The organism is Halomarina oriensis, assembly GCF_009791395.1.
Classification (GTDB): domain Archaea; phylum Halobacteriota; class Halobacteria; order Halobacteriales; family Haloarculaceae; genus Halomarina; species Halomarina oriensis.
This window is the reverse complement of record NZ_WSZK01000008.1, coordinates 37,809-50,328: the sequence shown is the minus strand read 5'-3', so window position 1 is coordinate 50,328 and position 12,520 is coordinate 37,809. Positions and strand designations below refer to the sequence as shown.

The window sequence follows — 12,520 nt, the reverse complement described above, 5'->3', positions numbered from 1 at the left end:
GGGCGAGAACGTGGTGTGGTACTTATGTGAGCGTCCGTCCAACGAACGAACATGAACTGGTCCCTCGACCGCTCCCTCCAGCGGCGGATGGCCGTGACCCTGCTCGCCCTCGGCGTGCTGACGCTCGCGTTCGGGGCCGGACTCTCGGTGCTCGTCGCGTGGGGCGTGCAGTGGCTCTCCGGCGTGTTCGGTCTCGCACTCGGCACGTCGACACTCTACGCGCTCGGTGCGCTGACGACGCTCGTCGGTGGGGGCGTCGTCCTCCACCGGGCGCTCCAGCAGGACGCCGCCGAGACGTTCGACGCCGACGAGGTCGCCCCCGACGAGTACCCCCGCCTCCACGCCGCTGTCGCGCGACTGGCACAGGCCGCCGACCTCCCGCTGCCGAGCGTCCACGTCGCCGACCGCGACCGGCCGTTCGCCATGACGACCGGCCTCTCGACGGACGACGCGAAACTCGTCGTCTCGACGGGCCTCCTGGACGCGCTTGACGACGAGGAACTCGACGCGGTCGTCGCCCACGAACTCGCACACGTCAAGAACCGTGACGCGACGGTGATGACGCTCGTCGAACTCCCACTGTCGAGCGCGCGCAACCTCGGCCGGATGCTCCAGCACAGCGGCGGCGTCCACTTCGCCCTGCTCGGCGTCGCCGCCGGGTCGTACCTGTTCTGGGGCCTGGGCCGGGCGCTCGTCGCGTCGCTGTCGCGCTCGCGGGAACTCGCCGCCGACCGGGGTGCGTCGGCGCTGCTCGGCGACCCCGCGCCGCTGGCCAGCGCGCTCGACACGCTGGCCGAGGACCTCCAGTCGACACCCGAGACGGACGCACGAGCGACCCCACTCGCCGCGCTGTCGGTCGTCCCCGCACCGCGCGAGAACTCGGGACCGGCGCTCACCTGGGAGAGACGTCGCCCCGTCCTGTGGGGGCTTCGCCTCCCCGTCCGACGGGCCCGTCACCGCGTGAACGACCGGTACGTCCGCCCGGTGCTGGCGACCCACCCGGCGACCGACGAGCGAATCGACCGGCTTCGAGCCCTCGAACGGACTCAAGAAGGGGTGAGAGTACCGAAAACGGACAGATAGGCGACAGTGACAGTGTTTTCCCTAACCCTTTAGGTAGCCGTTCTAACCCGGTGGAGGTTGGAACACAGACAGATGACACGCCCACAGCCTTCCGCCGCGACCGTGAAGTCGCCGACGGCTTCACACCGCGCCATCTCGCTCGACGACCTGTTCGAGGTCCTCTCCTCGGAGTGGCGTCGTCGTGCGGTCCGTGCCCTCTCGACCCGTTCCGAGGCGACGACGGCCGAGGAGTTCGTCGACACGCTCCACGCCGAACACGGGACGACGACCGACCGCTCGGAGACGCGACTCGCGTTCCACCACAACCACCTGCCACGCCTCGCACAGTACGGTATCGTCGAGTACGACCGCGAGACGGGACTCGTCGGTCCCGGCGAGAACCTGTCGGAAGCGGCGAGCAGTCTCGCGGCCGTCGCCGAAGATGGCTCCACCCCGCGCGTCGAGCACTGACGCGGCCCGTTCGGACCTCCGTCGTGGCCGTCGTCTCTCGAATCGGTTCGTGAACCCCTCTTCTCTCAGTCTTCGATGACCGACGCGAGGAGTTTGCCCAGTCCCACCTGGAGGTGCTGGTGGAACGTCGGGGGCGAGATGTCGAACGACTCGGCGATGTCCGTGCCCGAGGAGTTGCGCGGCCACTCGAAGTAGCCGGCGTGGTACGACGCTTCGAGAATCGACCGCTGTCTGTCGGTCAGGTCGTGGAGCGGAGTCGAATCCGGCCGTGCCTCGACCGAGCGTTCGACGTTCCGTTTGGCGAGCAGTTCGGCCTCCGGGAACGTCCCGCGGACGGTGGTGATGAACTCCCGGATGTCGGTCTCGGGAGAGACTTCGGCGACGATGCGGCCGACGCCGTCGTCGACCGTCGCGGCCGTGACGTTCGCGCCGGCGTCCGCCAGCGCGATGACCGCGGAGTCCTCCGCGACGATGACCTCGAACACCTGTCCGTCCGAGCGGTCGGCGACCGCCGAGATGCGGTCGATGGCCGGGATGGACTCCGCTTCCGCGAGGACGCGCTCCGTGTCACAGTCGTCGAACGTGACGTAGAGGATGGCCGTCCCCGAGGTGAGCGGGACGAAGCCGTCGAGCGCGACGGGGCAGTCGACCCGTGACGAGAGGTCGATGATCGCCGAGGAGTCGACGGCGAGTTCCACCTCGACGACGCTGTCGGCGTTGAGCAGTCGACGGTTCTCCATCGCGGTGATGGCGTAGCCCACCGTCTCACCGAGGAGGCCGAGCGCCGTTCGCTCGGCGTCACCGAACGGGTCGGGTCGGTCGGTGTGGACGACCAGTGAGCCGTGTGTCGTCTCGTTGTACGCCATCGGGACGACGACGTAGCCCGTCCCGCCGGCCTCGAAGACGGCCCGCGAGAGCGGATCGTCCGCCTCCGGATGTGCCCGTTCGTGGTAGACGCGTCGCTCGCTCGTCGCCTTCCCGATGACGCTCCCGGCGCGGGCCTCGTGTGAGAGGTCGGCGGCCGCGTCGAGGAAGCCGCCGTCGTCACCGGCGAACGCACGCGGTCGGATGCCGTCGTCGTTGACGTCCCGTTCGGTCGTCCACGCGAACGAGTAGAGGTCGTCCTCGACCAGTCCCGAACAGAGTTCCCGTTCGAGTTGGTCGCGCGTCTCGGCGTCGAACAGCGTGCGCGTCAGCCCGCGAATCAACTCGCCGACCCGGTTGGTCGTCTCCAGTTCGGTGTTCTGACTGCGGACACGTCGTTCGGCGAGTTTCTGCTTGGTGACGTTCAGGTGGAGGACGAGCACGAACTGCTCGCCCTCGTGGACGAACCCGACCGCCCGCATCGTGAACCACCGTTCCTCGTCGGGCGCGTGACAGGGGTACTCGAAGGCGAAGTCCTCGCGTTCACCGTCGAGGACGGCTCTCAGACCCGCCGCTGCGGTCCTCGCGCTCTCGTCGTCCGCGTCCTCGCACACTGCGAGGTAGTTCTCCCCGATGGTGTGGGGGTCACCCTGGATGTCGTTCATCTCGCCGAACTCTCGCCACGCCTCGTTGGTGTAGACGATCTCGCCATCACCGCCGAGGATGGCGACCTCTGTCGGCAGGGTATCGAAGCTTGCACTCGCGAGCGGATGTGACCGAAACACCGAGCGCGTCGTGGGCGCGCCCTCGGTCTCCGTCTCGACGTTGTCTCCTGAGTTGCTCACGCTGTGGCCTCACGCCGGTTTCCCAGCTTACAACAGCCAAGGTGAGCGTCCCCAAAAGGCTGCGCTTTGCAAATCCGTGGAACACGGCGTTTTTCTCGCCGCGTCGGGTAGGACGGGTATGAGCAAGGTGTCCATCGGCCTTCGTGGCTGGCGGTTCGACGAGGCGACCGTCCTCGACGACGACGGATCGTTGAAGCCGCTCGCACAGATGCCCGAGGAGCCACGGGAACGAATCGCACGGCTGGCGACGCTCGTGACGGAGCCGTGTCAGGCGTGCTGGCTGGTTCACGGCGAGGAGGGGCGACAGCGTTGCAAGCAGGCGCAAGTCGTCTACGGCGAACCGCTCGGCGAGGTCCTGCTGTGCGACGACCACGAGGTCGACTTCCTCTACTGGTTCCGCGAGGAGGGCGGTGCCGACCTCGCCGGCAGTCGTCTCGTACAGAACGCGTTCCACCAGTGGTTCGCCGACGGCGGCGAGGCCCCGGAGGACTACGGCGGGATGGAGCACGTCGACACCGACCCCGACGAACTCGTCCAACCGGACCCGGCCCCCGAACTCGACGACCTGGAGACCGAACTGTCGAACATGAGCGAGGAGGAGCGCGACCAGTTGAACATCGACCTCTCGGACCTGGACCTGTAGTGGAGAAGCGACGACAGTGACCGGTCGTCTCGATAGGGTGGTGAGCGCGGGGACCTGCCGACGGAACGCTCAGTAGTCGCTGGTGACGTTTCTGTCGAGTTGCTTGACGTCGATGTCACACGAACTGGAGGAGCCACTCACGGTGAACCCACCGCCGACGTTGAACGAGACGCCCGCACTCGAACAACTGCCGCTCACGGACTTGTAGGTCCCTTCGACCTTTCGGGGGGTGTCGTTCGTGATGACGTCCATCTCCGTCGACAGTTGGAACGAGAGGTTACACGTCAGACCACAGGCGACACCGTCGGCGAAGTCCCACACCGCACCCCCGAAGCCCGAGTCGCGCAGCGTGGCGTTGGCGGCGTTGTTCTTCCCCGTCCCGTTCTGCAGGAGTTCGTAGTCCGAGTTCGGCCACGTGATACCGACCTTGTCCTTCGGGGAGCCACCGCCTCCGAACTGTGAGGCGATATCGACGTTGTAGTAGGCGCTCGCGCTGCCGCCACTGGAGTAGACGTTCAGCGTGCTGGAGACACCGCTCACCGCGGCTGGCGAAACCGAAGGCCCGTCGTCGTCGGCAGTGACGTCGCCGGGCCCCGAGACACTGCGCTGGACGGAGACGTCAGTCCCGTCGAGGTACTCGTCGTGGCGTTTCGGACTCCCCGTCTCGCGGTGAATCTCACGGGCGCGCTGGACGACGCTCCGGAGGTGCTCGCGTTCGCTCTCCGACCGGGCCGCTCCGAGAACGCTGCCGCTCGACAGCGCTCCGCCGGCGAGGGCGATTCCTGTGGATTTCAGTACCGTTCGACGGTTGAAATCGTCTCGTGCCATGATGCAGTCGGTACCTTCGTTCGACCTGCATTCGTTCTATTTGTTCGCTCTTTGTCCTCGGAAACAACTGGGTGCGAGTTCGGGCCACCCCGGACCACTCGTTCGCAGTCCGGCGAGTGAGTCGCAGGGTGGCGAAACTCGTCGGAGAGTAGATTTCTGAAGGTAGCACTGCAAATTTTATAACCTGATAGGATAACTATACGCCGATGCCGTCCTTCGGCCGAGACCTTCCGGCAGTGTTGTATCGGAGACGAGACTGCCTTCGCACGATTCACTCGGAACCACGGGGGAAACGGGAACTGGTCGACGCGCTCGATACACCTCGGTCGACACTCGACGACGTCGTCCGGGAGCTAGAGGAGTTCGAACTGGTCGAGTACAGCGACGGTGTGTGGCGAGCCACGGTCCTCGGTTCGTGTGCTGTCGAGGTCCTCGACGACTACTGTAGACGCCTGGAGACGCTCACAGACTCGACGAGCGTCGTCAGTAAGCTTCCGAGCGACACGTCACTGGGGTGTGAACTGCTCGTCGGTGCGTCGACTCACCAGACCGACCGAGCAGTCCCCGACGAGGTCGTTCAGGTGCTACTGGAGTCGGTGGCGGACGCCACCCTCGTGCGTGGTGTCGCACCGGTCGCACTGGCAGGCCACGCGTTTCCGTTCTACGAGCGGGCGACCACGGGCGACGGGGCACAGTTAGAACTGGTCGCGGACGACCACGTGCTGGACCGTCTCGAGGAGATGTACCCGAAACGGATGGCGGCGGCGACGGCCGACGAGTCTCTCTCGTTGTACCGAGGGCCGGTTGGGATTCCGTTCGGCCTCTGGATTGCCGACCAGAGCCACGTCGGTGTCGTCGTCTACGGCGAGCGGAGTGTCGAAGGTGTCATCGAGAACGACACGGCCGACGCACTGGAGTGGGCGGAGCGGCAGTTCGAGGACGCTCGAACCGACGCCACACTCGTAGCGACCGAGGAGACGGGACGGCAGTAGTCCCCCGGAAACACGCCGCTTTTGTCCGCCCGCGAGCAACCCCGACCAATGAGTATCGCGGTCGCCGTCGTGGACGCGAGCACGCCCGGCAACGTCGGAACCATCGCTCGGGCGATGAAGAACTTCGGCCTCTCGGAACTCCTCCTCGTCGACCCGCCCGAACTCGACGAGGACGGCGAGGCGTACGGCTTCGCCGGACAGGCACGCGAGGACGTCCTCCCGAACGCTCGGGAGGTGAGTTTCGACGAACTCGTCGAACGCTACCACACCGTCGGGACGACGGCCATCACGAACGACGACGAGCGCCGTCACGTCCGCTACCCGTTCCGAACGCCGCGTGAACTCGCCGACTCGCTGGAGGGTGTCGAGGCGGACACCTGCGTCGTCTTCGGCCGCGAGCGTGTCGGCCTGCACAACAGCGAACTCGAACGGATGGACGAGGTGTGTACCATCCCCGCCAGCGCCGACTACCCCGTCCTCAACCTCGGGCAGGCCGCGACCATCGTGCTCTACGAGTTGCGGACGCTGACCGTCGAGGACCACCAGCACCCGACCGAGATAGACCGCGCCCCCCAGTCGGACGTCGTCGGCCTGCACGAACAGTGGGCGTCGTTCGTCGAGACGGCGGGCATCGTCGAGGAACGTCGCCAGCAGACCCGTCGGATGTTCCGCCGCCTGATGGGGAGAGCACATCCGACGACGCGCGAGGTCAGCACGCTCCGCGGTATCCTGCGCCGAGCGGAGAACCGTATCGAGCATCCCGACCGCTACGACTGACGACAGGCCGCTGGTGACGGCCCCGACGGCGACGACACCACCGAGAACGGCGAGAACCGCACTCACTGCCGAGCGAACGCGGTTGTTCGGGACGCCGGCCGCGTCGAGGAGTCGGTAGACGACGCCGGAGAGGACGAACCCCGCGACGACGATTCCCCACGTGAGGACGACGTCGAGGGGATCGGAGACCATACCGAACCCACGGTGGGTCGGTGCAAGTACCTCGTCTACGGGTCGACGGATGCGGACCGTGCCATCGAGCGCTCAGAACAGGAAGTCCAGGAGCAGGAACGCACCGGCGACGGCGACCAGGGTCGCCACCAGCGACCGAACGTAGTGGTTCGGGACGCCCACGGCGTCGAGCGACCGGTAGGTGACGCCGACGAGGGCGAGCGAACAGGCGGCGAGCAGACCGAGGGTGAGGACGGCGTCCACGAGACCGGAGACCATACACTCGATATCGAGCGCCGAGAGAAGTGTCTTCTCCCGCCGCCCCGCGCATAGCTTCTTGTCCCACGAGTGTGTCACTCCGGAACAATGACCGACGAGAAGGGCGTCGAACTGTTGACCGACGAGTACGGTGTCAGCCACGTCTACGCCGACTCGAGGTACGCACTGGGGTACGGACAGGGCTACGCACAGGCCAGGGACCACCTGTTCCAGATGGACGTGTTGCGCCACGTCGGCTACGGCGACAGCGCGAGCGTCCTCGGCCCCGGACAGGTCGCTTCCGACCGGCAGGTCCGCCGTGACCTCTACACCGAAGCACAACTCGAACAGCAGTTGCGAGGGCTTCGGCCGGAGGCCAGAGCGCATCTGGAGGGGTTCGCCGCCGGCGTCAACCGGCGACGGGCGGAGGCGATGCGGGACCTCCCAGCGGAGTTCCTCACGCTCGGTCACCTCCCCGAACCGTGGAAGCCAGTCGACACGGTCGCCATCCTGGCGTACACGATCGGCGTCTTCGGCGTCTTCGGCGGCCACGAAATCGGGAACGCCGCCCGCTTCGCCCGTCTCGAAGAGACACTCGGCGACCGCGCAACTGCCTACGAGGCGTACGGCGACCTGAACTGGCTCCGCGTCCCCGACGACCACACCGCGACGCTCGACGACACGCACGACGGTGGTGAGGACCTGCTCGGTTTCGACGACGTGCCCGACGAGCAGTTCGACCTCGCGGAGGCCGCACTGGGAGCGGTGCCGTGGGGCGAACGCGAGGGGGAGGTGTTCGGCCTCCAGCGCGCCAGTGGAGTGATGTCCGGGTTCGAGTGGGGGTCGAACGCGCTCGCCGTCTCGGGCGAACACACCGAGACCGGGTCGCCGCTCATGTTCGGTGGGCCACAGATGGGCTACTTCCGGCCGCCGGTCATCCACGAGGTGGGCCTCCACGGCGCGGGGTTCGACTGCGCCGGTATCGCCGTCGTCGGGACGCCAGCCATCGTCATCGGACGCACCCCCGAGTTCGCCTGGTCGGTCACGAGCGGCTACGACGACATGCGCGACACCGTCGCGCTCCGCCTCCACCCGACCGACGACGACCGGTACTACTGGCGGGGGCGCTGGCGCGAGTTCCGTACCGAGGAGGTGACCCACGCGCCGTCCAGACTGGGTGCGCTCGCCGACGGCCGGCGTCCCGCCGGGAAGGAGACCCAGCAGTTGGCGTGGGTCGAGGCAGGCGGGGTGACGATGCCCGTCGTCGCGTGGAACCCCACCGAGCGCGTCGCGTGGGCACAGCGGACGACGACGCGGGGCGAGGAACTGGAGGCGGCGCTGTCGTGGGCGGAACTCGGGGCGATGGACTCGGCGGCGGAGGCAAAAGCCCACCTCGCGGAGTTCCCGTTCAGTTTCAACTTCCTGTTCGCCGACGACGAGGAGGTGCGATACCTCCACACCGGTCGGGTCCCGGAGCGCCCCGACGACGTGGACCCCCGCCTGCCGGTGCCGGCCGACGAGTTCCGCTGGCACGGTACCCGTGTCGGTGCGGGACTCGGCCTGTCGGGCACGGACCCCGAACGTGGATACTTCTGCCAGTGGAACAACGCCCCGGCGACGGGGTGGCGAGCGGGCGACCAGGAGGGCCAGTGGGGGTCGGTTCACCGCGTCGACCTGCTGGAGACGGTCGTCGAGGAACACCTCGCGGACGGGCCGCTGTCGATGGACAGCGTCGAGGTCGTCCTGAAGGAGGCGGCGACCCGCGACCCGGTCGCCCGCCACTCCGCCCCCGTCTTCGCCGACGTCGCCCGCGAGAGCGACGACCCACAACTCCGAGCCATCGCCGAGGAGTTCGACGCCTGGCACGAGTCGGGGTACTCGTGGGCCGAAGGGGCGACCGACTCGGACGACCCTTCGCGCGACGGCGGGTTCGGCTGGGCGGCGCGAAGCGCCGCCGGAAGGTCGCGCCGGCACGGCCGGCGCGCAGACGGTGACGGCCGATACGACTTCGCCGCGATGGCCATCTGGGAGGAGACCAGACTGGAACTGCAAGCGCGGGTGTTCGGACCGGTGCTCGGCGACCTGACGCCGGAACTCGTCTTCGACCCGCCGCTCGACAGCCACCCCGAGGCGGACGAGGACACCCACGCTGGCGACCACGCCCGGACCCTCCGGGACGTCGCGTTCGTGGCCGCGCTCCGCGGCCAGACGGCTCACGACTGGTTCGACGTGCCCGAGGACGGAGAGACGCCAGACGACGACCGGGACGGGGCGTCTCCCGGTGACGGTGGCCGTGACGCGATGGTCGAAGCCGCACTCCGGGCGGCCGCCGAGCGACTCGCCGAGGAGTTCGAGAGCGACGACCCCGGCGACTGGCGGCGCGACGTCCGACACACCGGTTTCTCGCCGATGGGAGCGCTGCCCGCCTGTGAGATTCCGATGGTCAACCGTGGGTCGTGGAACCAGGTCGTCTCGCCCGCCGAGGACCGCGGGCGCGGCGTGCTCGCCCCCTCGAACGGAGGGCACGTCTCGGTCGGTGAACTCCTCGGCGTTGCACGCGGGAACGTCCCCGACCGGCTGGAGGACCAACTGGCGATGTACGTGGCGTTCGACTACAAGCCGTTCCCGGTCGCTCGGCGGCGGGTCGAGGAACGCGCCGAACACCGGACGCGGATGGACGCCGAGCCACCGGGTCGACTCCCACGGCTTCGGGGGTTGCTCGGGCGCTGACCGACCGCACCGGCCGGTGTCAGCGTCGGGGCCGTCTCGCTCAGCGAACGTCGACGTGTTTCCCGACGCGCTGGCCCGCCGTGACGCGGACGTTCGGGTGGACCGTCGCGTGTCTGTCGAGGACGGCGTTCGACCCGACGACCGCACGTTCGCCGACGGTGACGTGCTTACCGACGTTCGCCCCCGACTCGACGGTCGAGTTCGCCCCGACCGTGGCGTGTTTGCCGATGCGTACGCTCTCACCGACGACGGCGTCCGCGCGGACGGTGGCGTGTTTCTCGATACGGGCGGTCGGGTGGACCTCGGCGGACTCGTGGACGGTGGCGTGTTTCTCCAGCGGCATGTGAAGAGCGGACACGACCCTCCCGTTTGAAACCTCTGCCGGCGGTGACAGGTCCCGGCTCAGGCGCGCTTCTGAATCTCCTCGCGGAGGACGCTGCTGACGAGTTCGCCGTCGGCCTTCCCGCGCAGTGCGCCCATCGCCTCGCCCATCAGGCCGGAGAACGCGCCCATCCCCTCCGCCTCGACCTGGTCGCCGTTGCGTTCGACGACTTCGGCGATGGTCTCGCGGACCTCGCTCTCGTCGACGCCGGCGACGCCGGCCTCCTCGGAGGCTTCCTCGACGCTCATCTCGGGGTGTTCGGCGAGCGTCCGGAGGACGGGGTCGACACCCTCTTTCGCCAACTCGCCGGACTCGACGCGGTCGAAGACGGCGAGGAAGTGGTCCTCCCGGAGGTTCCCGACGGGCACGTCGTCACGCCGGAGTTCGGTGACCGTCGATTCGAGCGTCCCGGCGGCGAGCGTCGGGTCGACGCCCTGCTCGACGGCCGTCTCGAAGACGGGCATCCGCCGGCCGTACGCGACCTGCTCGGCGAGGCCGTCGTCGAGACCGTACTCCGCGACGTAGCGTTCGACCCGCTCGGTGAGCAGTTCGGGCGTCTCGACCGCACCGAGGTCGAGGTCGACGGACGGCACGTCCGTCTCGGGGTACATCCGGGCCGCGCCGGGCAGCGGCCGGAGGTACCGGGAGGTGCCGTCGTCGTTCGCGCCGCGGGTCTCCTCGGGGACGCCCTCGATGGCCGCCTCCGCGCGGGCGACGACGGCGTCGATGGCGCTCTCCGCGACCGACGCGCCGGCGGCGACCAGCGCGACGGCGTCGTCGTCGCTCGCCCCCACGTCGTCGCGCAGGGCGTCGACCTCCGCCTCGGTGACGCCGTAGGCGGGCAGTTCGTCGGTGTGGAAGATGCCGCCTGCCCCGGAGCGTTTGGCGTGGTCTGAGAGCTCCGTCCCGAGGCGGCGGTCGGGCTGAATCTCCCGACCGACGAGGCCGTCGAAGCCGGAGAGCGGGACGGCCATCACCGTCGCCGCACCCGCGATGACGCCGCTGTCGGTGTCCGCGAAGGTGTCGGTCACGTCCTGTGGGTCGCCGACGCTGGCGTCGCGGTCGGCGAGTTCGTCGCGGATCTCGACGAGTTCGACCTGTCGGCCGACCTCGTTGCGGACGATGTCGGCGATGTCGGCGAGACTCTGGACGCCCTTCAGTTCGACGCGCGCGCCGTCGGCGATGGAGACGTTGACGTCCTGGCGGATGGTCCCGAGACCGCGTTTGACCTGCCCGGTCGAGCGCAGGAGCATCCCGATCTGTGCCGCCGCCTCCTGGGCCTGCTCGGGCGAGCGGATGTCGGGTTTCGTTCCGATTTCGACGAGCGGGATGCCCAGTCGGTCGAGTGCGTAGGTGACGCCGTCCTCGCGTTCCTCGACGCGGCCTGCGGACTCCTCTTCGAGCAGCAGGTCGGCGACGCCGACGGGACCGTCGTCGGTCTGAATCTCGCCGTCGGTGGCGACGAGCATCGAGCGCTGGAACCCGGAGGTGTTCGACCCGTCGACGACGAGTTTGCGCATGATCTGCCCCTGGTCGACGGTCGTCGTGTCGAGCAGTGCGGCGATTTCGAGGACGACGTCGAGCGCTTCGTCGTCGATGCGGTGGGGCGGTTCGTCGTCCTCCTCGACGAGGCAGGTGGTGTCGAACGCGAGGTACTCGAACTCGCGGTCCACGCGGCTCTCTTCGAGCGCCGCGTCGTCTATCTCGCCGAGTTCCGAGCGCGTCGGGTGGAGGTAGCGCGTCACCGTCCGCGTCGCCACCTCGGGGTCGCGGCGCGTCGTCGGACAGCCACAGAAGAGCTTCGTCGCGGTGTCGAGTTGCTGGTGAATCTCCAGCCCCGCCACGAGGCCGAGGTCCTCGTAGTCGTAGTCCGGGGTCGTCATGTCCGGGATTCCGCGACGGGACGGTAAAAAACCAGCCAGTCGCGGTCGCTCGACGCGCGTCCAACGGGTGGCGTGCTCAGACCACGCCGAGCCGTCGGACGAACGCCACCTGCCGGTAGAATCGACAGCCCACACAGACGCCGGTGACGGCTGCGAGGCCCGCGAGCGTGGCGACGACGGCGGCCAAGACGCTGCCGACCAGTGAGAACCCGGCGAGGAAGGCGAGGCTGGCGAGCGTCGTCGTCGCCGCGCCGACGAGTCTGGCGAAGCGATGTGGGGCGGCGGGTTCGCGCTCGTCGGGCCGACCGACGACCGGTATCAGGACGCGTCGCCAGAGGGTCGCGTAGGCGTCGACCCGCCACCGGGAGACGACGGCCACACCGAGGGCGAGCGCGACCGCGTAGACGAACAGCGGTTCGGCGAGAGCCAGTCCCAACACCATCCCGGTCGCCGTCAATGCCTGTCCGAAGCGGGGTGCACGTGGGTCGACCAGCGCGAGGTCGGGGCTCGACGAGTCCGACCGAGACGTCACGGTTGCCATCACTCTCACCAACAGTGGCGACGTATAACCGCTGTTCCGGTCTCGTCCGGTCGAGCACACAACCGCGAGACGG

The 12,520-nt window shown here is 68.4% G+C and carries 12 protein-coding genes; 6 read left to right on the top strand and 6 right to left on the bottom strand.

All coding sequences use genetic code 11. The features are described from left to right. The first annotated feature begins 51 nt into the window (after positions 1-51). Together GQS65_RS03505 and GQS65_RS03500 are read left to right on the top strand one after the other, a co-directional pair. Complete coding sequence (locus tag GQS65_RS03505; RefSeq protein ID WP_158203289.1) at positions 52-1,083, top strand: M48 family metalloprotease; 1,032 nt, start codon at positions 52-54, stop codon at positions 1,081-1,083. 72 nt (positions 1,084-1,155) lie between these two features. Then, entirely contained in the window at positions 1,156-1,533 is a 378-nt protein-coding gene (locus GQS65_RS03500) for a DUF7344 domain-containing protein (RefSeq protein WP_158203288.1), read from the top strand. Positions 1,534-1,598: 65 nt separating this feature from the next. On the opposite strand, the gene GQS65_RS03495 is transcribed toward GQS65_RS03500, so the two are convergent. Continuing rightward, positions 1,599-3,242 carry a bacterio-opsin activator domain-containing protein gene (locus GQS65_RS03495; RefSeq protein WP_158203287.1) on the bottom strand — a complete coding sequence of 548 codons (1,644 nt, stop codon included), beginning with the start codon at positions 3,240-3,242 and terminating at the stop codon, positions 1,599-1,601. 118 nt (positions 3,243-3,360) lie between these two features. Here GQS65_RS03495 and GQS65_RS03490 point away from each other — a divergent pair, with 118 nt between their 5' ends. Beyond that, positions 3,361-3,885 (top strand): hypothetical protein, encoded by a 525-nt coding sequence (locus GQS65_RS03490; RefSeq protein ID WP_158203286.1) that lies wholly within the window; start codon positions 3,361-3,363, stop codon positions 3,883-3,885. A gap of 69 nt (positions 3,886-3,954) precedes the next feature. Here GQS65_RS03490 and GQS65_RS03485 read toward each other — a convergent pair whose 3' ends face one another. Then, the gene (locus GQS65_RS03485) at positions 3,955-4,713 is read right to left on the bottom strand and encodes a hypothetical protein (RefSeq protein WP_158203285.1); all 759 of its coding nucleotides are present in this window, start codon (positions 4,711-4,713) and stop codon (positions 3,955-3,957) included. 206 nt (positions 4,714-4,919) lie between these two features. Between GQS65_RS03485 and GQS65_RS03480 the strand changes: the two genes are divergently transcribed. Next, positions 4,920-5,705 carry a helix-turn-helix transcriptional regulator gene (locus GQS65_RS03480; protein ID WP_158203284.1) on the top strand — a complete coding sequence of 262 codons (786 nt, stop codon included), beginning with the start codon at positions 4,920-4,922 and terminating at the stop codon, positions 5,703-5,705. 48 nt (positions 5,706-5,753) lie between these two features. Continuing rightward, the gene (locus GQS65_RS03475; protein ID WP_158203283.1) at positions 5,754-6,482 is read left to right on the top strand and encodes an RNA methyltransferase; all 729 of its coding nucleotides are present in this window, start codon (positions 5,754-5,756) and stop codon (positions 6,480-6,482) included. 264 nt (positions 6,483-6,746) lie between these two features. On the opposite strand, the gene GQS65_RS03470 is transcribed toward GQS65_RS03475, so the two are convergent. Beyond that, positions 6,747-6,932 (bottom strand): hypothetical protein, encoded by a 186-nt coding sequence (locus tag GQS65_RS03470; protein ID WP_158203282.1) that lies wholly within the window; start codon positions 6,930-6,932, stop codon positions 6,747-6,749. 87 nt (positions 6,933-7,019) lie between these two features. On the opposite strand from GQS65_RS03470, the gene GQS65_RS03465 reads away from it, so the two are divergent. Further along, positions 7,020-9,641, top strand: coding sequence for a penicillin acylase family protein (locus GQS65_RS03465; protein WP_158203281.1), 2,622 nt, complete (start codon positions 7,020-7,022; stop codon positions 9,639-9,641). A 40-nt stretch (positions 9,642-9,681) separates the two neighbouring features. On the opposite strand, the gene GQS65_RS03460 is transcribed toward GQS65_RS03465, so the two are convergent. From GQS65_RS03460 to GQS65_RS03450, 3 genes are all read right to left on the bottom strand, one after another. After that, positions 9,682-9,984 (bottom strand): DapH/DapD/GlmU-related protein, encoded by a 303-nt coding sequence (locus tag GQS65_RS03460; protein WP_158203280.1) that lies wholly within the window; start codon positions 9,982-9,984, stop codon positions 9,682-9,684. A 59-nt stretch (positions 9,985-10,043) separates the two neighbouring features. Then, positions 10,044-11,906 carry a Glu-tRNA(Gln) amidotransferase subunit GatE gene (gatE, locus tag GQS65_RS03455; protein ID WP_158203279.1) on the bottom strand — a complete coding sequence of 621 codons (1,863 nt, stop codon included), beginning with the start codon at positions 11,904-11,906 and terminating at the stop codon, positions 10,044-10,046. A 76-nt stretch (positions 11,907-11,982) separates the two neighbouring features. Continuing rightward, the gene (locus tag GQS65_RS03450) at positions 11,983-12,447 is read right to left on the bottom strand and encodes a DUF4395 domain-containing protein (RefSeq protein WP_158203278.1); all 465 of its coding nucleotides are present in this window, start codon (positions 12,445-12,447) and stop codon (positions 11,983-11,985) included. Positions 12,448-12,520: the final 73 nt, after the last annotated feature.